Consider the following 19,103-nt stretch of genomic DNA (forward strand, 5'->3'; position numbering starts at 1 on the left):
GTATGTCGGCGGGATGCGCGCGATTGATCCCTTCATTAAAGAGCAGCAGACAAAGTGCGGGATTCTCATTTGGCGACAGCTTGCGAATCACCATCAATGCTGATGATGAAAGGGTCGCCAAATGCCTGGCGATGCGCCCGTGGTGTCATGTCGAACCAGCGCTGATGCGCTCTGCAGAAGGAAGTAGGGCGCTTGTAACCCAACTCGCTGGCTATCTGATTGATGCTCAGGCTGGTCTTGCGCAACATGTGCTCGGCCTGCTTGCGGCGAATGCCATCCAGATACGCCTCGAATTCGACGCCGCCCTGGGCAAGGTGACGCTGCAGTGTTCTGGGGTGCAGATTCAATGATTCAGCCACGAGTTCCAGTGTCGCGCGATGCAAGGGCAGGAGCATCTGGATCTTGCGTTTGACTTGCGCGTGCAAATCGTCTGAGTGGTCACTTTGGGCTTCAAGATAAAAGCGCAGCATTGCGTGCAGTTCATCATCTTGACCGACACTGGGCTCCGATAGCACGTCGGGCGAGAAAACCAGGCTGTCGTGCTCCTGCTCGAACAATACAGGGCATTTGAAATAATTATGATATAGCGTGGCTTCGCAAAGGGGGGCGTGCCTCAATGTGACTGCTCTGGGGCGAAAAGCGCAGCCGCGAACTTCCGCAATGAGCAGAGTGGCCGCCAATATCGCCCGCTCGACGATAACCGGATTGTCTTGTTCAGGGTGTATCAGGCCATAGAGCATCAGTACTGACTGACCCGGCCTGTTTTCCAGGCGGTAGTGAACAGTTGGCGAGCAACTGTAGATATAACGCATGATCGCAACGAGCGCCTGCCCGACAGTTGGTGCAGATGTTGCGAGGCGGCGCAGCGCGCCCTTGAACAAAGCGTCCGGGTGGCGGCTCTGCTCCAGGCCATAACCGGGTAGTACCCATTTTTGCGACTGCAGCGCCAAGGCGTTCACTAACTCTTTATAGGAATAGCCTTCGCCAGGTTCGTGCCCGCCATGTGAGTGAACAAGATGATCAAACAGCCCACCTGCCGTGGTTTGCGTCATGCCGCGGATACCTTCCATAGAATCCAGAGCCTCCTTGTTGCCGCCATGAGTGGGTGAGGGGATCACTTAGTCAATATTCAGAACCGCCAGGTCGCGCCACCACCGAGGATATGCAAGGCGCTGTTCTTGTAAGTGCCGGATAATGTATTGCCCGAACGGGACTTGGTCTGATCGACGTCCATGTTACCCAGCCACACCAAGGTGTAGGCCAGATGGAGGTCCAGACCTTCCTCTACCTGGTAGTTCACACCGGTGGCCAGGCGCCAGGTTTCGCCCATGGGGTTGTCGACAGTCCGGTCCTTGTCGTCGACGGCAGAGCTGTCATAACCCAACCCGACATTCCAGCGAACTTGCCGCGTGGCTTGATACATCGCACCCACCGACGCGTGCCAGGTGTCCTTGTACTTGCGGTCCACCGTGCGGCTGACGCCCCCACCATTGGCATCGACGTCAACCCCGACATCGCCGAAGTCACTCCAGTCTTGCCAGCCCAGGCTGCCGAGCAGCTTCCACTGTTCGTCCAGGTCGTGGGCAATGCTTGCAGTGACGGTTTGCGGCACATTCAGGTCCAGTTCAAGCGAATCGACATCGAGGCGATTGAGCCCTACATTGATGAAGGGGTTGGTGATATTGCGAAGGTGCGGGCTGTCTTCGAACTGCAGTTTGACCTTGCTAGTGTAGGCAAGGCCGACCGCAGTGCGCGCAGACAGCTGGTAGAGGAGGCCTAGATTGACGCCGGTGCCTACGTCCGTGTCCTTGTATTCCAGTTGCCCGTCCGGCCGATCGAGCACGCCGAGCAGGTTGTTGTTGACCGCCATCTCGGTGCGGTAATAGCCCAGCATGATGCGCGGGCCAATACCGATCGACAGGTCATCGGTGAACTTGTAAGCCAGCGTTGGCTGGAAGGACACCCCGATGATCGCGGCCTCTTGCGTGAAGTAGCGGCCGGCCCAGTCATCGTCATAATCCAGGGCCAGCCCGAAGTTGCCATACATGCCAAAGCCGATGGCCGAGCGGTCGTCTATCTGATGACTGATGAACAAACTGGCACCGGGCAGGTACTGCAGCGCGTTACCGCCTTCATTGCCGTCAAACTGGTTGTTGGCATCCCGTGAGAATTTGATATCACCGAGAATAACCTGGGCGTTGGCGCTGATCTGAGTGCCTTTCAACTGGGTAAGGCCCGCGGGATTGCTCATCAGTACACTAGGGTCTTTGGCCAATGCAGCAGAACCTGCGTTGGCCAGGCCATTGCCTTCCTGGCCGGCTTCGTAGATGAAAATGCCGCCGGCTGCAGCCTGGGAACTGGCCAGCAGTAGCGAGCAAGCCGTTGCCGGGAGTGACCAGCGAGGGGCACAGCGCGGGTAAGCATTCATGTCGCTACTCTCCATTGATTGACCAGGTAACTTGCCTGCGAGAAAAAGGAGGCAGGGCACCAGCAAATTCATTTTGTGCTCACACCGGAATGCTTATGAACTTTAGGCGACATTGCATCTTCGGCAACCGGAGAATGGCAAGGACGGGGGAGATAGCGCGCTGCTTATATATAACTACACTAAATGGTTATTTAGTGTAGTTATAAAATCAGAGCATATAAATCAGCGATGGCGGCGGGCGACCCAGATTGTCTGGCCACCGCACTCCGGGTCTTCGACAATGTGGTCCAAGACCTCAAAGCCGTGGTCATGCAGTTGCACAGTATATTCCTGTGCATCCAGGCTGGCGTGATACAAGGTTTCGCCCTGAAACTCACCCAAAGCTTCACCGAGCGACGGGCCACTGGTGAACATCAACAGCGCAGCGGGCGCTGCATGCCGCTGGAAAACGGCGAACATCCTGCGCTGATCATCCGGCTTGAGATGAAAGTAGCTGTTCCAGGCCAGGATGCCGGCGTACTGACGATCAAGCGACAGCGTACGCATGTCTGCGTGAATCCAGGTTTGCTCTGGGAAACGGCTGCGGCATAAAGCAAGCATCTGTGCAGAGGAATCCACGCCGGTAACGGCCAAGCCGGCCTCGATCAGATAGCGTGCCACGGGCTGGCCGGAACCACAGCCCAGATCAAGAACCGTCGCAGTTGGCGACAGCAAGGCATGAAAGCGTTCGATCCATTTACGTTCGGTTAATCGATTGCCACGCAATTCATTCCAGGTGCGAGCGTGTCGGTCATAGAGATCGATGATCTGGTCGGCAGAGGGATGGTGTGGCATGGCACGTCCTTGAATCGGGAGATGGATCGTCGTGGAAGGTGCCGCTTGGATATCGGCCTGAAGATAGCGTGTGAAACCAGGAATGAACAAGGATTGAGGCAATGGGGCTTGGGCTGATTTGAAATCTGCCCAACCCACGTCACGGTGGCTATGTGTGGATGTGCGCATAATGCATATTATGTTAAATAGTGTATTACAGCAGCGTCACCCCATCCGCTACATCTGTCTCCAACAGAGACTGCCGCCAACTCGCTGGCATCATCTCAAGCATCAACGACATGACATCGATGCGAATAACCATCAGGACACCCGCAGTCGGTAACGTCACGTGATTGGTAGCGATAACGTAGCAGCCAGCCCACCGGTTGCTCGATTCTCCAGACGAACCTGCCCGCCCAAGCGGTTGATGATGGTCGCGACGATGGAAAGCCCAAGCCCGGCGCCATTAGGGCTATTACGGCTATAAAAGCGTTCGAACACACGTGAAAGACTCGCTTCATCAATACCCGGTCCATCATCCTCGACCACCAGCTCGAAGACGTTCTCCAGGCGCCTGAGTGATACCTTTATACGGCCCTCAGGCAGTGAATGTTCTACCGCGTTGGTCACCAGGTTCTGCAACGCAATGCCCAAGGCGCCGGCGTCGATGGTCAGATAATGATCCGCCTCGTCGATATCCAGCGAAGGTTCCAGGCCGCGGTCCAGTATCCACGGTGTAAGGTCAGCCATGGTCTCAGTGACCACTTCGGCCAGATCGACCCGGGTACCGGCGCGTTGCCCTGGTCGAGGTTCGACACGGGCCAGTGTCAGCAGCTGATTAACCACTCGACTCAGCCGGGTTGGCGTGACGCCCACGGATCACATTGGCCATGTTCTGCAATGGCCGCAGCCCCCAGCCGATTGCGGCCCAGACCAGCAATGCCAACACCAGGCTGCCGAGCAGGAATGGGAACAGTGTGTGGCGAACAATGCGGTCAATCAGGTCGTAGCGCACATCGTCGCGTTCGCCCACCCAAATGACCCAGTGCTTTTCCGGCACGGGCAGCACAAAAGCACGCCATTGCTGGCCTGCGCTAGTGAAGTTGTAGAAACCTGGAGCTGTTGGCTGAGCGTCCAATTTCGGCGCACTGGGCGTGTGCACCAGCAGTCCACCACCCTCCTCCCACACTTGAAACGCCAATTTGCTCTCGTAGGGGTGGCCTACCCGATGACGCCCGGCCTGGCCCAGGGCTTCATTGAATGCGTGATACATCGCGTCACGGGCATCATCCTGCACAGGCAAGCTCATGACACCACCCTCTATGGCCAGGGCACCGCCGCGCTCACGGCCATGCGCGAGCAACAGGTCCTTGAACTGCTGAAGTTCATGCTGCATTGCCGGTCTCCTGGTTCAGCGAGGGTAGCCCCAGGCGGCGGAATACCCCTGCCGACTCCAGGCGCTCGAAACCATGGCGGATATCGCCGACGAACACTTGCGGATGCTGGGCGTAAAGGTCGACGCCCCGGTAAATGCCACCCAGCGCAGCCGACGTGTGGCGAGCAGCCAGGTGACGGCGATGATCATGATTCGGGCGCTACCGGCACTGAGCGAGGCCAGGTTGCCGACCTCGACCATGCATTCACGTCCCAGTGCTGCGCCCGCCACCCGTGAAACTGCGCTTTCCAGCGGCTCGTCCAGGTAATTTTCCAGAAACAACGGGCCGCTGCTGGCCGGGCGCATCCCCGCCGCAGCGATCAGCCGCCCATGGCTGTCTCGCAGGGCCAGCAACTCCGGCAGGTAGTGGTGGACATCGGCATGGTGGACATCGGCAAAACACTGGTGGATGAAGTGTTCCAGCCCGTCACGACCAGGTTCGTCGTGCAGGTGCAGGGACAAGTGAGCGTGATGGTCAGCGTGGGTGCCGATGGACAATGGCAGCAGGCTGCTCCACAGGATTGGGTTCATGAAGCTCCCCCCGACTGGGTTGGTCAGGGGGAGTATCCATGGCGAATCTGAAGGGAATCTGAAGTGCCCTGAAGTTGAACCGCATCTAACGGCCTGTCGTCAAACCCTGCCCTGACGGCTGCTGCGAATCACTTCCACGGCATTGAACACCCCCATGCCGGCGAGCATCGCGGCCACGAACAGCCAGGCTTGCCAATACCCGTCGGCGAGCAACACCAGCGATGGGCCCGGGCACACGCCGGCAAGCCCCCAGCCAATGCCGAAGACCAGGCTCCCGCCGACCAGTCGAGCGTCGATGTCACGCCTGGCAGGCAGCTGCATCTTACCCCCCAGCAAGGCCGTGGCGCGTCGCCGTGCCCAGGTCATAGGCAACAGTGCGGCCCCTATGGCGCCCACCATGACCAGTGCCAGCGACGGGTCCCACTGCCCGGCAACGTCGAGAAACCCCAGCACCTTGGCGGGGTTTGCCATGCCCGACAGCAATAGCCCCGTGCCAAACAGCACCCCTGCGATGAAGCTACTGAGCCGTTTCACTTCAGGCGCCTGACAGCAAGTGCCGAACCACGAAGACCGTGGCAAAACCGGCCGCCATGAAACACAGCGTCGCCACTGCCGAACGGGGCGACAGGCGTGACAGGCCACACACGCCATGGCCACTGGTGCAGCCACCGCCATAGCGGGTACCCAGGCCTACCAGTAGCCCCGCGACCATCAGCAACCAGGGTGCGATACTGAACTGAACCGTGGGCATTGCCCAGAACACTTGCCATGAAAGCGGCGCGGCAATGAGCCCCAGCAGAAAGCACACTTTCTCGCCGCGCCCTTCTGCGCCGCGTTGCAGCAGCGAACCGAGCAAACCGCTGATGCCCGCGATTCGCCCGTTCGCCACGACGAACAGCCCAGCAGCCAAACCGATCAGTGCCCCGCCAGCCAACGACGACCACGGCGTGAAGGCAGCCATATCAACAAGCATCTCAGCGCTCCATTGTTGGGCTACAGAAAAGGCCCGCGCCCATCTTAACGCTGGAGGCCAACTTCATGGCACTCCCCGGCGCGGCTGTTGAGCTGCGTGCGCATGTGATTATCGAAGCAGGTGCGTTGACGTTCTTGATAAAGATCAAGGCCCCCAGGCGCGACGGCGTCACCCTATGCCTGAACCGTTTGCAGGACTTCAGCGCAGCGATCGAGCGCCAGGTGGTGGCGTACCACGAGATCAACCACCCATCATGGCAGGGGTAGCAGCGATGCTCATGGTCACGCTGATCAACATGCTGGTGGTGATCCTGGTGGTGATCATCCACTACGAGTGCCTGCTGCGCCTGAATGACTGGCTACCCCGCCTCAAACTCTGGAGCCGGTTTCGCATCGTGGCGGGCGTTTTCGGTGCACTGTTGGCCCATGCCCTGGAGGTCTGGTGCTTCGCCCTGGCGTATTACCTGATGGCCCATGCCAAAGGATGGGGCACGCTCAGCGGCAATTTCGACGGCAGTTTCCTGGACTGCGTGTATTTTTCCTTCACCACCTACACCACCATCGGCTTCGGCGACATCGCCCCTGTTGGGCACCTCAAGTACCTCACTGGCCTGCAGGCATTGACCGGTTTGGTGCTGATCACCTGGACGGCTTCATTCCTGTTCCTGGAAATGCAGAAGTACTGGAAAGCCAAATAGCGCTGGTTCATTCATGCCCCCGTGGGGGACGCCTTGGACTTGAGCCCGCAGGCAACCCAGCCTTGACCTTTCTCAGCCGGTGTAAAGCAACCACCGCCCGCCTCTTTGATTCTGATCAACATCCATGCGACCCGCATCACCCGCCTTGCAATTGACAACTATCAAGTCGATGCAAGGCCCAGCTACGAAACTGTATGTCCACTGTTTATTCCACACGCATGAGGGTACTGCCATGACTCCTGTCAAACCGCCCCGCCAATCTGCCGTCACGTCCTTTGCTGAGCCCGCTGGCGAGCATTGGATCGAAGCCCTGGACAATGGCACCCATGTGCTGATCAGGCCATTGCAAGCCAAGGACCGGCAGCGTGAAAGGGCCTTCATCGAACGGTTGTCACCTCAATCACGGCACTTTCGCTTCCTGTGCCAGATCAAGGAGCCCGGTGAGGCCATGCTCGACCAGCTGATGGCGGTCGATCAGGACCGCCAAACCGCCTTCGTCGCCCTCGCGCATGTGGACGGCGAACTGCAGGAAGTGGGTATTTCCCGGTACGCCGCCTGTGCCGGCAGGGATGAATGCGAATGCGCAGTCACGGTGCTCGACCGCTGGCAACACCACGGCCTCGGCCGTTTACTGCTCAAGCACCTGATCGAGCATGCACGGGCCAAAGGTTTTCGGCAGATGTATTCGATCGATTCAGCCGCCAACCAGGCAATGCGTGACATGGCAAAGGCCGCAGGGTTCTCCACCACCATCGACCCCGACGATCCGAGCCAGGTCATCCACCGCCTGCCACTGAGCTGAACAAAACCTGCGTGCTTCAAGGCGTGATGACCTGAGCCGCCTCCGGCAGCAGGTCGAACCGCTCGAGGCAGCGCTGCTCGTCATCACGCGTGAGCGCCTTCAAGCCGCTCATGTCATGCATGGGCGTGTCGAACAAGGCCATGCGCATTACCCCGTTGCGCGCCACGAAGGTTTGCGCCAGGCACGTGCACACGGGCCTGCCGACCAACGCGGTAAGTTTTTCATCTTCGGGCACATTCACTTGCGCCTGCAGGTTGGCCTCGCAGGTCGCCACGATCTGCGCCACCGAGTGCCCCGCCATCCACAAAATGCCTGTGCCCAGCAGGGCCAGGCTCAACAGCGTCACCAGCAGGATGTTCGACTCCCGCGCCACTGAGCGAAGGAACGCCAGCCTGGCCTGCCAGCCGGTCTCCTGGCCGTTGAAAATGGCCTTGCCGACGGTGCGTTTCACGCCCCGCTGCACCACCCATCCGAGCGCCACGGCCAAGGCCAGCAGGGCCAGCAGTACGGCCGGATCGTGCATCGGCATGCGCCAGTTCGGGCTCAGCCCGTGGTAGGCCGAGGCGGCGAGGAGCAAGGCAACGATCGCCACGATCCACCCCAGGCTGCCCTTGGGGCGATGCATCCACGCCCTGAGTTTTGCCCTTGCTTGCGTGTTCATGAGTACCTCCCGCGCCAGGTTAGCGCACAGGGTCGATTGCAACGGTTTCCTGATAGTCAGGCACGCACACCTGCCAGCCGAGTTCCAGGCTGATCCGCCGGCGCAACGTGTCGGCAGCGTGTGGCTCGCCATGAATCACGTAGGTCTGCCGTGGCGGCCGGGTGAAGCCGCGCAACCATTCCATGATTTCATCGGCATCGGCGTGTGCGGAAAGGTTCTCCATCGCATGCACCTGTGCACGGATGGGCACATCCTCGCCGTGAAGGCGCACGCTGTGGGCACCGGCAACGATATCGGCGCCCCGTGTCCCCCCGGCCTGAAAGCCCGAGAACAGGATGCTGTTGCGTGGATTGGGGGCCAGCGCCTTGAGATGGTGCAGCACCCGCCCACCGGTCGCCATGCCACTGGCGGCGATGATCACCGCAGGCTCGCGCAGCTGGTCGAGGTACCTGGACTCATCGACCGTCCGGACGATGTGCGTGCCCTTGCACATGGCGGCGCACTCGGCCGCTGTCAGCCGATGCTCGCTGCGGTACTGCTGGTACAGCTCGGTGGCATCGGTGGCCATCGGGCTGTTCAGGTAGACCGGAATATCAGGGATCAATCGATCGCGCTTGAGCGTATACAGGTAATACATGAGCAGTTGGGCACGCCCGACGGCGAACGATGGCACGAGGGTGATGCCATGGCGCAGGAGCGTTTCATTGATGACCTTGGCCAGGTATTGCTCGGTCGATTCAGCCGGGTGCTGGCGATCCCCATAGGTTGATTCGATCAACAGCACGTCTGCCGTCCTGACCAGCTCAGGCGCACGCATGATCGGGTCCTGAGGGCGCCCCAAGTCACCGGAAAACAGCACGGTCTGCCCTTCGGCGCTGATTTGCACCGTGGCCGCCCCCAGGATATGCCCGGCGGTACGCAGCAGCAGCTCCATGCCCTCGGCGATCGGCGTCGCCTGGTACATTGCCACGGGGCGAAACAGTGCCAGTGCCCGTTTGGCATCCTCCTCGGTATACAGCGGTCGCGCCGGCGTATGCTTTGAGTAGCCGTGGCGATTGGCATGTTCGGCCTGCTCTTCTTGCAGGCGGGCACTGTCGAGCAAGAGGATTTGCGCAAGGGCGCAGGTCGCGGGCGTGGCATAGATCGGCCCGCTGTAGCCCTCCCGAGCCAGCACCGGCAGATAACCACTGTGGTCCAGGTGGGCGTGGGTCAGCACCAGCGCATCGAGCGCCCGCAACGCCGGGGGCAGTGGCTCCCAGTTGCGCAGGCGCAGTTGCTTGAAACCCTGGTAAAGCCCGCAGTCGACCAGTATCCGCGTGCGGTCACGGGTCAAGAGGAACTTGCTGCCGGTCACCGTCCCGGTGCCGCCAAGAAAGGTCAGTTGCATGGCCAAGGCTCCCAGGTTTCTGCGATTCGGGGATGAACCGCGATCACGCTGCACGGTGGGCGGCCGACGATACGTTCGGTGGTGTCGCCCAACAGTTTGTCCAGCCCTTTGGGCTGGACCACACCCATCACCACCGCGTCGATGTCCAGAGCCGCGACCTGTTCCCGGATCACCTGTACCGGACCGCCTTCAATGAAATGCCGGCGCTCCGGCGCGACACCTTCGCCATCGGCCAGCGCTTCGAACGGCGCCTGCAGTGCCTCGCGCATCTCGTCGAGCCATGCCTGGGTGACATTCATGTCACCGGTGAAGACCCCGGCGAGGGTGTAGGCCGACAGCAAATGCAATTGCGCGTCACACTGCAGTGCCAGCGCCCGGGCGGCGCGGATCAGTCCGCGGTTGAAGCACTCCTGAACGGCAGGCGTCTCGCTGAACGCCGTATCCACGGCGACCAGGATACGCCGTGGCAATGAGAGGGCCGCCGCCGGCACGAACTGGCTAACGCCTTGGAAACCCCGCATCAAGGCACAATCCAGTGGGGTGCCGAACATCCGCACCAGGCTCGACGCGACTTCGCTGTCCTTGATGACCATGTCGGGCTGCAGTTCGCTGATGTAGTCGATCGCCTGGCTGCGGATATCGTCAGCATTGAGGCTGTCGACCGTGAGCACAATGCCGCTGGCACGATGGCGCTCGACCAGCCCCGTCAACTGCACGCGATAGTGCTCGTACTGGCGCTCGATATCGGCCTCGTTCAGCCGCTCTTCGCGCAACAGGTGCTCCTCGCTCGGCTCGAACAGGCCCAGCACATGCACGCTGGCGCCGCTGACATGCGCCAGGGCAAGGGCTCTGCGCAAAGCGGCGGAATGCGGATCGACCTCGGTAAGCAGCACCAGCAGTTGTCGATATTGACCCATGGGAACCTCCGCGCTTGCGCGAATGGGGTGTGATGCTGACGATGTTCCGCGCCCAGGGTCGATGCTGTTTGATGCAGATCAGAAAACCGCTACCCGGCCTGAACTTGATGATTGTCAGAACCGAACCGGCCCGCCACGTTAAAACTGCGGCATCAGGCATTGATCAGTTAACCAGGAGGCGTCATGAACGGGCAGCAGACAGCACAGCCGCTGGCAGGTGAGCACTGGGTCGAAAACCTTGAGAACGGCTCGGCGGTGCTTATCCGCCCGCTGCGCGAAGAGGACCGCGAGAGGGACAAACGCTTTTTGAGCACAATCGCTTATGAGTCCCGGCGTTTTCGGTTCATCGCCGCACTCAGTGGTGGCTTGCCTGGCTTGGACACTCAATGCATGCCCGTTGATTATCACCGGTGCATGGCTTATGTCGCCTTGGTGCATGCAGACGGTAAATTGCAGCAGATCGGCGTCAGCCGTTATGCCGGCATAGCCGGCAGTGAACGTTGCGAATGTGCGGTGGCGGTCAGCGAAGACTGGCAGCGCAAGGGGCTGGGCAGGCGCTTGATGCAACACCTGATTGCAGCAGCACGACGCAATGGCTTTCAGTGCATGGTCTCCAGGGATCTGGCAAGCAACTATGCCATGCACCGGCTGGTCAAGACGCTGGGCTTCACCTCACGCTACCTGGGCGGGGATGTGAGCGAGATCCTCCACGAACTTGAGCTGCAGCCCTGAAAAGACAAGGCCCTTGCGGGCCTTGTGTTTCAGCCTTGGGAATGCTCCGGCGAAATCACCAGCACGCTGCTGGACAACCGATGCAAAACCCGCTCGGCAGTACTGCCGATGAACCAGCCGATGCCGTGGTGGTGATAGCTGCCCATGACCAGCACGTCGATATCATTGTTATCCATGAACATCGCCAGGGCCTTCGCCGGGTCGCCTATGCGCATGTGGCGGTGTTCGACGGCGATCCCGTTGCGCTCGGCAAGCGCCTGGAAGGCAACGCTCTGTGCTTCGTGAAGGGTCTGGGCGAGGTTCGAATCGAACAGGAACGAATGTTCCCGGCTGCCGCCAGCGTCCAGGTACAGCGAGCCCAGGTCGTAGGCGTACAGCAGTTCGATCTGGGCATTGCACTGCAATGTCAGCTTCAGCGCCTCGCTGATGATCTGGTCGTTGAAGCCTTCATATTGATCCTCAGGCCTGGACAGATCCACCGCCGCAAGAATCCTGCGGGGCAATGCATGGCTCGCCTTGTTGACCAGGTGCAAGGGGATGCGCGTTTCGCGCAGCAACTGGATATCCAGCGAAGTGAACATGGCACGTATCCACCAGGGTTCATGCTCGAACGCCTTGATCAGCATGGCGAACGGCTGCTCACGCAAATGCACCAGAATCTCGTTCAAGGGTTGTTGCACCCACACCACTTCGGTCGTGACGGTGACACCATTGCGCCGCATCGGCAGTGCCTGGCTCTCCAGCCATTCACGGTGCTGTTGCACATAGCCCTCGCGCATGACTGCCAGCGCCTGCTCATTCACCAGGCCCGCCGTGGCAAGCCCTTCCACATAGTCGAAAGCCATGATGTGCAGCGCCATCCCCTTGGCCTTGGCCAACGCCGCAGCCCGGTCATAGACTGGGGTCCGGCGCATCAGGGGGGATGCGAGCAGCAGCAGTCTTTGCGGCGTTTCCATGGCACACCTCTGGGGTTGTGATATGTGGCTAAAGCATCTGCCAGCTGCGCCTTGCTAACTTGATGTTTATCAACTGCAGCCCCCAGCAGACAGATGACCTTGCCAATCACGCGGGAAGTTGACGCCGATCAATGCATCAAGCCATCGCTGGCGCACGCTAACCCCAGATCAACAACCATTTCACACGCCGTGATGAAAGTGACCATCACGCCCTGAGCTTCACCTGCGTTGCCGGCAGGGACGCCTTCATTGAGCATTGTTTATCCATAGATGCGTTGGAGGCCGTGATGAATGTCTACGTAGAGAAGACCACCGAACAGCAACGCTGGTGGGTGCGCATGGATCATTGGCGGGTAAGTTTCAGTACGGCGGCCGACGCGGAGCAGTTCGTCGAGCGGCTTACCAGCCGCCTCAATGCCCCCCACTCATTTGACCTGCTGGCGGGCGGAGCGTCCAATGCCCGCATTGACGCAAGGGCCCAGAGCGATCGTCGACGCGCGAAGGAGGCCTGAAGATGTCCGGCCAGCTGAAGGTCACGCTGCTTGACCCGCCCAACTCGTCATGCACGGCCAACCCTATTCACCTGAAACCGTTGACCTCCCTGTGCAGGGATTGCCGGGTCAGCGGCCTGTGCCTGCCCACCGGCCTGCCCGTTCACGACAACAGCTGCCTGGGCGCGTTGATAGGGCCACGCATGCGTATCCGCAAGGGCGCCGCACTGTTCAATGCCAACGATCCGCTGACCACGCTCTATGCCGTGCGCTGCGGCAGCTTCAAGACCAGCCTGACCACCGCCGAGGGCCAAGGCGTGGTCATCAACTTCTGGATGCCGGGTGACGTGCTCGGCCTCGATGCCATTGCCACGGAGCACCATGTCTGCGACGCCGTTGCCCTGGAAGACAGCGAAGTCTGCCCCGTCCCCTACCGCCGCTTGCAAACCCTGGCGCGCGACTTTCCTGTCCTTCAGCAAAGCCTGAATCGCTTGATGAGCCGGGAGATCGTGCGTGAACACGAGCGCGTGCTGATGCTGTGCAACCTCACGGCGGAGCAGCGGCTGGCCAGCTTCCTGGTGGGGCTCTCCCGGCGCTTTGTCAGCCGCGGTTACTCTGCCCATGGCTTCATGTTGCGCATGTCCCGAGAAGACATGGCCTCGTACCTGGGTTTACGCCTGGAAACCGTGTGCCGATCCGTCGCCCGCCTGCGCGCCCTGGGTATCGTCGAGCTGCATGGCAGGCTGGTGGAGATTCTCGACATGCCCGCGTTGATGGCGCTGGAACAGGGCGGCGCTGAATGTGAGGTCAAGCCACCCCTGAAGGCACCCTGCTCGACGCCGTGAATGTTGGCCGCGGCGCCGTGGCGCTGGTCATCCTCGGGGCAATGTGGCTGGGGTTGCTCATGTAAAACTCAGCAGCTACCTGCTGGTTAACGGGCAGCGGATTGACGGCCTGCTCCCAGCGTTAACCCCGTTGCAGCCAAGAGCATCACTGCGCTGGCAGTGAATGTCGCCTGGTATCCAGTGTTGTCAAACAGTAATCCGCCCACCGTTGCCCCAGCGGTGATGGCCAATTGGATTACCGCGACCATCAACCCGCCGCCGGCCTCTGCATTGTGCGGCAGGGCCTTGGCCAACCAGGTGAACCACCCCACGGGCGCACATGTGGCGACCAGTCCCCAGAGGCCGAGCATCACAGCGACTGGAACGATCCAGCCTCCCACCGCGATAACGGCGAATGCGATGGCACTCATGACCAACGGTATTGCCACCAACACCCTGTTCAAATGTCGGCTGACAAGAGAGCCGACCAACATCGTGCCGAGCAATCCTGCGGCACCGATGATCAACAACAGGAGCGAGAGCGTGGGCACATCGACATGGGTGACCGTTTCCAGGAACGGCCGCAGATAGGTGAACAGCGTGAACTGCCCCATGAACAGCAACGCTACAGCGGCCATGCCCAAGGCTACCTGGCTGTCTCCCAGCAAACGCAGCGAACCGGTGGCCGAAAAGTCAGTCCGCTCACTCGGCATGGCCGGCAGCGTGAAGGTTTGCCAGATCAACGCCAGTCCAGCCAAAGGCACCACGCAAAAGAATGCCCCTCTCCAGCCAATGATGCCGCCCAGGTAGCTCCCGACCGGCGCTGCGATTGCCGTAGCTAACGCGGTACCGCCCTGCATCACGGCAATAGCCTTCGGAACGAGCGCCTCGGGCGCAATGCGCATCATCACAGCAGTGGACATCGACCAGTATCCGCCAATGGCAATTCCAAGTACGGCGCGCCCTACCATCAACGTCAGGTAATTCGGAGCAAACGCCACCATCCCACCGGATACCAGCATGAGCGCCGTTGTGGCCAGCAGCACAGGCTTGCGGTCGATCCCCTGGGTCACGCTGGCCAGCCACAGGCTGGTGATGACAGCAAAGAAACCCGAGATGGAAATGGCCTGCCCGGCTTGGCCTTCAGTCAATGACAACTCCGATGCAATCGGCGTGAGCAAACTCACCGGCAAAAATTCTGAGGCCACCAAAGCGAAGGCGCAGAGCGACATCGCCAGGACAGCGCCCCAGACCTGACGGCTAGCGTGTTGAAGGGGTATTGCTGGAGTGCTCATTACGGTTCTCGTTGTACCCATAGAAAAAGACACGGGTATACCGCCCCAACGTGCAGGTGCTGGGGCTGTACACAGCAGGTGTTACTTGAGGTTTTCGCGGAAGAACGTCGTCAGCGTGCTGAACGGGATCAATTCAACTCGGTCGTAGAGATCCACATGGCCAGCACCGGGTACGATCACCAACGCCTTGGGCTCACCGGCCAGGCGATAGGCCTCTTCGCTGAACTCACGGGAGTGAGCGTTCTCCCCCGCAATGAACAGCATCGGGCGTGGCGAGATCGTCTCGATGTCATTGAACGGATAGAAGTTCATGAACCTGACGTTGCTGGTCAGCGTGGGATGCGTCGTCAGTAGCGGCGACAGCCCTTTGGGAGTGAACTCACCCCGTGGTGTGCGGTAGAAGTCGTAGAATTCCCGCTCGATCGCGTTGGAGTGCTCAGTCAGCTGGTTCACCGTGCCGCCGGTGTATTGGGTGTCCCCACCGGCAAACTCGACATCACGCTGTGCAGCCGCCTCGGCTATGGCCTGCTTGCGTTGCTCGACCGTGACACCCTGCTTGAGCCCATTGCGATTGGCCGCGCCCATGTCGTACATGCTGACCGTGGCAATGGCTTTCATGCGTGGGTCGATCTTCGCTGCACTGATGGCAAAGCTGCCGCTGCCGCAGATGCCCAGCACGCCAATACGGTCACGGTCCACGAAGCCCTGGGCGCCGAGATAGTCGACCGCCGCACTGAAATCTTCGGCATAGATGTCCGGCGATACCAGGTTACGCGGACGCCCCTCGCTTTCGCCCCAGAACGATAGGTCAATGGCGAGGGTGACGAAGCCCTGCTCTGCCAGTTTCTGGGCGTAAAGGTTCGAGCTCTGCTCCTTCACTGCCCCCATCGGGTGACCGATGATGATGGCGGGATATCGGGTATTGCGGCTCAGGTTTTTGGGAACAAACAGGTTACCAACCGTGTTCATCTGAAACTGGTTTTTGAAGGAAACCCGTTCGAGTGAAACCTGCTCACTCTTGTAGAAATTGTTGGCCCCATGGGACATGTCGGCGGCTCCTGCAGTGAGTGAACTGGCCATCAAGGCAAACGCAACGAACAAAGACTTCATGCATATCTACCTGTCTGCTCGAAATGGAAGTGGCACCAGAAGCCATCGCTGCTAAACAGCCTGGCCCCCTCGCCTGCCGCCCATCTTCCTCGCGTAAACCGGTCAATCAGTAGAGCAAACGGGTAGTTTTCTTGCCTGAATGTCCAGCCCCTGCGCACCGGGCATGGACAGCTGAAGTGACCTGGAAGTAGTGTTTCGCCATACGATGATCGGAACTCTAGCCATGGCCATTAGCGCACCACTACCTGCAAGCACGAACCCACTGGCCACCCTGTGCCGGGTCATCGGCGCCCTCGCGCCCACTGCTGGCGATTTCGCGACGAGCATTGCAGACCTGAGCGTCTACCGGCGTAACGCCCCCGCCCCACCCATCACCTGCATCATCGAGCCGAGCATCGTGCTGGTCGTGCAGGGCGCCAAGGAAATGGTCATCGGCGGCGACGTTTTCCCCTACGATACGACTCGCTTCCTGGTCACTTCGCTGAACATCCCTGCCCACTCAGCGGTGACCATGGCCAGCGATGCAGCGCCCTGTCTCGGCTTGGTGTTCAAGCTCGACCTGCGCACACTGGCGGAGCTGATCGCCCAGGATGGCCGCCTTCCTGTGGCTGGCCAGTCCTTCGACAGCAGCGCTGGCGTGGGCACACTGAGCCCGAAATTGCTTGAGAGCTTCGCCCGTCTCGCTCAGCTGCTTGAGGAGCCGAATGCGATACCCGTGCTCTGGCCCCTTATTCAACGAGAGATCCACTATCGGTTGCTGTCGAGCGACCAGGCCCCCCTGCTGCGCCATATCGCCTCTGTGGGTAGCAAAGGTCATCGAATTGCCAAGGCCATCGACTGGATGAAGCTGAACTATGCCGCGCCTCTGCGAGTGGACGAACTGGCCTCCCAGGTACAGATGGGGCTCTCGACCTTCCATCAGCATTTTCGTCAGCTCACCGCCATGAGCCCGCTGCAGTACCAGAAATGGCTAAGGTTGAACGAGGCGAAACGGTTGATGCTCAACGAGCATCTGGATGCTGCCACCGCTGCGTTCAAGGTCGGTTATGAAAGCCCCTCGCAGTTCAGCCGCGAATATGGGCGCCAGTTCGGTACGCCGCCAAAACGCGACATTGCGGAACTACGCCAGGGCGCGCAAAGATCAGGCACGTCAACGCCGAGCGTGCGCTGAGCGCTGAGCGACCGGGAACCCGCCCGCTCGCCTCCTGCTGGCCGGTGATAACCAGGGGCGATTCCAACCGGTAGCTCCAAGTTTGCACACAAACGTATTCAGGCCAGTTGGATGTACACCGAGTAGCTACCCAGCAGCCCCCAGAACACCAGAAAGATCCACGGCGTCCGTAGCGAGAACAGCAGTGACTTCCGATGCCCTGTACGCGAGGTTTCAGCCTCACAGAACAGCGGCGACTCGTCGTAAGCCAGCCCCATCAACGGCTCGCTACGCAGCAGGTGGCTCTGCTTGAGCTGCCAGTGGTCGATGATGTTGTACGCCGCTCGGATGCCAGGCCAGGCATTGAGTGAGCTCAATACCCCAAGCAAGGCGAGGAACGCTGGCACCATCAATGTGAACATCTCTCCCCACCCTGGGTTGAGGTTGCCCATCGAAGAGACGAATGCAATGACCAGGAACGATTGGGCCGCCAGGTAGGCATCCGTGCGATTGGCAAGGATGCTGGTTTCGTACTGGATCTCACGCCGGTAGAAATCAAGACGCTCCTTGGGCGAGCCGAACATCCTGGCATTGTGCTCGCTGATCTCGTGCTCAGGGGTCGTTGGGGTAATGATTCGAGGCACTCGCCGCTCCGGATTTCGGGCTCCGCCACAAGAAGCGTGGGGAGCTGAGTTCGGTAGAACAGGTGAGGAGCCCGGAATTCAATTGAATTGATATCTCGCACCACTGGTCGTGGCAAAAACAGCTGCCTGGCAGTTTGAACGCTTGTACTGAGCGTGATCACAGATTCACGCCCTTCGATCGCCAGTCGACAGGTTCGATGAACCAAATACGTCAGGATCGCGTCCACCGCAAAACAAGCGAGTGAGCTCTGAATGGCAACCGACCCTGTACTGGCCGCCCTTGGCTATCTCAAAGACAACCAGTTGATTCTAACCACAGCGGAATCGTGCACGGCGGGGTCCATGGTGGCCTTGTTGGCGGCGATACCCGGTACCGGGGAAGTGCTGGAAAGCGGTTATGTCGTCTACTCGCCCAGCGCCAAGAAACGCTTGCTGGGGGTCAGCGCCGAAACCATCGAACGATACGGCCTGACCAGCGAGGCAGTTGCTTGGGAAATGGCATTGGGCGCCTTGAGAGACAGCGATGCCAATGTGGTGATAGCCACCACCGGGGTGGCTGGGCCGGGGCCCGAATCAGGCATACCACCGGGCACAATGTGCTTTGCGTGGGCTTTTGCCGGCGAGCCACCTGCCGTTTTCACGCGCACGCAACGTTTCTTCGGTGAACGGTCTGAAGTCATGCGCCAAGGGGCCCTGTTCGGCTTGACCCGGCTTTCCCACTATCACCAGCGCTGGCTGCGCGGCGAACACGCCTGAGCGAGGCGCGGGCTGCCACGCCTGAAGCCACGCCTAGGGTGCCAATATCGCCTGGCTAGCGTCGATGGTGGGAATAGGCATCAGTTGGCGCCTGGACACCAACCAAGCCCGCATCCGCTCGGTATCAAAAATCTGACCTTCCTCCATCATCTCCAGGATGAGCGACTGTGACATTCGGTACCAACCGCATACAGAGCAGCGTCGTTCTTCCCAGCCGCTGGCGCACTCGACAGACTCAGCTTGTCCGGCGCAAATCAGACAACTCATGTAAGCCCCCTTTTGTTCTTGTTCCGTACAGGGTTGATGCGAAGGCACGAAGCGCCCTTGTCTCTCGCTTTATATGAGATTTCCATGCCAATGCTAAATTCCTTCCAGGTGGAGATCAGCAGCATTTTCACCACGCAGCCCTCAATGTAGCGGTGGCCATCGGTGGCTGGCATGGCGAACGGTGACGCCAGACATCGCTTGCATTGAACCGTGCCACTTGCCAAGCACTCAACT

The 19,103-nt window shown here is 60.1% G+C and carries 22 protein-coding genes and 1 pseudogene; 8 read left to right on the forward strand and 15 right to left on the reverse strand.

The window, feature by feature from the left end; all coding sequences use genetic code 11:
* Window positions 1–65 precede the first annotated feature (65 nt).
* The 7 genes and pseudogenes from ACIPZ5_RS18305 to ACIPZ5_RS18335 form a co-directional block, all read right to left on the reverse strand.
* Window positions 66–1,070 (reverse strand): helix-turn-helix domain-containing protein, encoded by a 1,005-nt coding sequence (locus tag ACIPZ5_RS18305; protein ID WP_400809983.1) that lies wholly within the window; start codon window positions 1,068–1,070, stop codon window positions 66–68.
* Between the two features lie 59 nt (window positions 1,071–1,129).
* Window positions 1,130–2,428 carry an OmpP1/FadL family transporter gene (locus ACIPZ5_RS18310; RefSeq protein WP_400809984.1) on the reverse strand — a complete coding sequence of 433 codons (1,299 nt, stop codon included), beginning with the start codon at window positions 2,426–2,428 and terminating at the stop codon, window positions 1,130–1,132.
* 222 nt (window positions 2,429–2,650) lie between these two features.
* Window positions 2,651–3,262 carry a class I SAM-dependent DNA methyltransferase gene (locus ACIPZ5_RS18315; RefSeq protein ID WP_400809985.1) on the reverse strand — a complete coding sequence of 204 codons (612 nt, stop codon included), beginning with the start codon at window positions 3,260–3,262 and terminating at the stop codon, window positions 2,651–2,653.
* Between the two features lie 324 nt (window positions 3,263–3,586).
* Window positions 3,587–4,637: pseudogene (locus ACIPZ5_RS18320) on the reverse strand (ATP-binding protein).
* A gap of 15 nt (window positions 4,638–4,652) precedes the next feature.
* Entirely contained in the window at window positions 4,653–5,207 is a 555-nt protein-coding gene (locus ACIPZ5_RS18325) for a thermostable hemolysin (protein WP_400809986.1), read from the reverse strand.
* Window positions 5,208–5,306: 99 nt separating this feature from the next.
* Window positions 5,307–5,741 carry a DUF6691 family protein gene (locus ACIPZ5_RS18330; protein ID WP_400809987.1) on the reverse strand — a complete coding sequence of 145 codons (435 nt, stop codon included), beginning with the start codon at window positions 5,739–5,741 and terminating at the stop codon, window positions 5,307–5,309.
* 1 nt (window position 5,742) lies between these two features.
* On the reverse strand, window positions 5,743–6,180 hold the full coding sequence (locus ACIPZ5_RS18335; protein WP_400809989.1) for a YeeE/YedE family protein: 438 nt from the start codon (window positions 6,178–6,180) through the stop codon (window positions 5,743–5,745).
* 65 nt (window positions 6,181–6,245) lie between these two features.
* Between ACIPZ5_RS18335 and ACIPZ5_RS18340 the strand changes: the two genes are divergently transcribed.
* From ACIPZ5_RS18340 to ACIPZ5_RS18350, 3 genes are all read left to right on the forward strand, one after another.
* Entirely contained in the window at window positions 6,246–6,446 is a 201-nt protein-coding gene (locus ACIPZ5_RS18340; RefSeq protein ID WP_400809990.1) for a hypothetical protein, read from the forward strand.
* Between the two features lie 5 nt (window positions 6,447–6,451).
* A complete protein-coding gene (locus tag ACIPZ5_RS18345; protein ID WP_400810042.1) occupies window positions 6,452–6,877 on the forward strand; it encodes a potassium channel family protein in 426 nt (141 codons plus the stop codon).
* A gap of 232 nt (window positions 6,878–7,109) precedes the next feature.
* Entirely contained in the window at window positions 7,110–7,679 is a 570-nt protein-coding gene (locus ACIPZ5_RS18350; protein WP_400809991.1) for a GNAT family N-acetyltransferase, read from the forward strand.
* A gap of 16 nt (window positions 7,680–7,695) precedes the next feature.
* On the opposite strand, the gene ACIPZ5_RS18355 is transcribed toward ACIPZ5_RS18350, so the two are convergent.
* From ACIPZ5_RS18355 to ACIPZ5_RS18365, 3 genes are read right to left on the reverse strand one after another with little or no spacing between them, the layout of a single operon-like run.
* Complete coding sequence (locus tag ACIPZ5_RS18355) at window positions 7,696–8,304, reverse strand: hypothetical protein (protein ID WP_400810043.1); 609 nt, start codon at window positions 8,302–8,304, stop codon at window positions 7,696–7,698.
* Window positions 8,305–8,359: 55 nt separating this feature from the next.
* Window positions 8,360–9,727, reverse strand: a complete 1,368-nt coding sequence (locus tag ACIPZ5_RS18360) for an MBL fold metallo-hydrolase RNA specificity domain-containing protein (RefSeq protein WP_400809992.1) — start codon at window positions 9,725–9,727, stop codon at window positions 8,360–8,362.
* Window positions 9,718–10,644, reverse strand: coding sequence for a universal stress protein (locus ACIPZ5_RS18365; protein WP_400809993.1), 927 nt, complete (start codon window positions 10,642–10,644; stop codon window positions 9,718–9,720). The genes ACIPZ5_RS18360 and ACIPZ5_RS18365 overlap by 10 nt, the downstream gene beginning before the upstream one ends.
* A 183-nt stretch (window positions 10,645–10,827) precedes the next feature.
* Between ACIPZ5_RS18365 and ACIPZ5_RS18370 the strand changes: the two genes are divergently transcribed.
* The gene (locus ACIPZ5_RS18370) at window positions 10,828–11,376 is read left to right on the forward strand and encodes a GNAT family N-acetyltransferase (RefSeq protein ID WP_400809994.1); all 549 of its coding nucleotides are present in this window, start codon (window positions 10,828–10,830) and stop codon (window positions 11,374–11,376) included.
* 29 nt (window positions 11,377–11,405) lie between these two features.
* Here the strand turns inward: ACIPZ5_RS18370 and ACIPZ5_RS18375 are convergent, their stop codons facing one another.
* Both ACIPZ5_RS18375 and ACIPZ5_RS18380 read right to left on the reverse strand, forming a co-directional pair.
* Window positions 11,406–12,332 carry a universal stress protein gene (locus tag ACIPZ5_RS18375; RefSeq protein WP_400809996.1) on the reverse strand — a complete coding sequence of 309 codons (927 nt, stop codon included), beginning with the start codon at window positions 12,330–12,332 and terminating at the stop codon, window positions 11,406–11,408.
* Window positions 12,333–12,460: 128 nt separating this feature from the next.
* Complete coding sequence (locus ACIPZ5_RS18380; protein WP_261944234.1) at window positions 12,461–12,589, reverse strand: hypothetical protein; 129 nt, start codon at window positions 12,587–12,589, stop codon at window positions 12,461–12,463.
* 30 nt (window positions 12,590–12,619) lie between these two features.
* Between ACIPZ5_RS18380 and ACIPZ5_RS18385 the strand changes: the two genes are divergently transcribed.
* Window positions 12,620–12,844, forward strand: coding sequence for a hypothetical protein (locus tag ACIPZ5_RS18385; RefSeq protein ID WP_400809997.1), 225 nt, complete (start codon window positions 12,620–12,622; stop codon window positions 12,842–12,844).
* Between the two features lie 2 nt (window positions 12,845–12,846).
* The gene (locus tag ACIPZ5_RS18390) at window positions 12,847–13,668 is read left to right on the forward strand and encodes a helix-turn-helix domain-containing protein (protein ID WP_400809998.1); all 822 of its coding nucleotides are present in this window, start codon (window positions 12,847–12,849) and stop codon (window positions 13,666–13,668) included.
* A gap of 86 nt (window positions 13,669–13,754) precedes the next feature.
* Here the strand turns inward: ACIPZ5_RS18390 and ACIPZ5_RS18395 are convergent, their stop codons facing one another.
* Entirely contained in the window at window positions 13,755–14,942 is a 1,188-nt protein-coding gene (locus tag ACIPZ5_RS18395; protein ID WP_400809999.1) for an MFS transporter, read from the reverse strand.
* A gap of 81 nt (window positions 14,943–15,023) precedes the next feature.
* Complete coding sequence (locus ACIPZ5_RS18400; RefSeq protein WP_400810000.1) at window positions 15,024–16,052, reverse strand: alpha/beta hydrolase; 1,029 nt, start codon at window positions 16,050–16,052, stop codon at window positions 15,024–15,026.
* 223 nt (window positions 16,053–16,275) lie between these two features.
* Here ACIPZ5_RS18400 and ACIPZ5_RS18405 point away from each other — a divergent pair, with 223 nt between their 5' ends.
* Window positions 16,276–17,223: an AraC family transcriptional regulator N-terminal domain-containing protein gene (locus ACIPZ5_RS18405; RefSeq protein WP_400810002.1), complete on the forward strand. Its 948-nt coding sequence runs from the start codon at window positions 16,276–16,278 to the stop codon at window positions 17,221–17,223.
* A gap of 98 nt (window positions 17,224–17,321) precedes the next feature.
* Here ACIPZ5_RS18405 and ACIPZ5_RS18410 read toward each other — a convergent pair whose 3' ends face one another.
* Complete coding sequence (locus tag ACIPZ5_RS18410; RefSeq protein WP_261944228.1) at window positions 17,322–17,846, reverse strand: hypothetical protein; 525 nt, start codon at window positions 17,844–17,846, stop codon at window positions 17,322–17,324.
* Between the two features lie 252 nt (window positions 17,847–18,098).
* Here ACIPZ5_RS18410 and ACIPZ5_RS18415 point away from each other — a divergent pair, with 252 nt between their 5' ends.
* The gene (locus ACIPZ5_RS18415; RefSeq protein WP_261944227.1) at window positions 18,099–18,602 is read left to right on the forward strand and encodes a CinA family protein; all 504 of its coding nucleotides are present in this window, start codon (window positions 18,099–18,101) and stop codon (window positions 18,600–18,602) included.
* Window positions 18,603–19,103: the final 501 nt, after the last annotated feature.

This window comes from Pseudomonas sp. NPDC089428 (assembly GCF_044749325.1).
Classification (GTDB): Bacteria; Pseudomonadota; Gammaproteobacteria; order Pseudomonadales; family Pseudomonadaceae; genus Aquipseudomonas.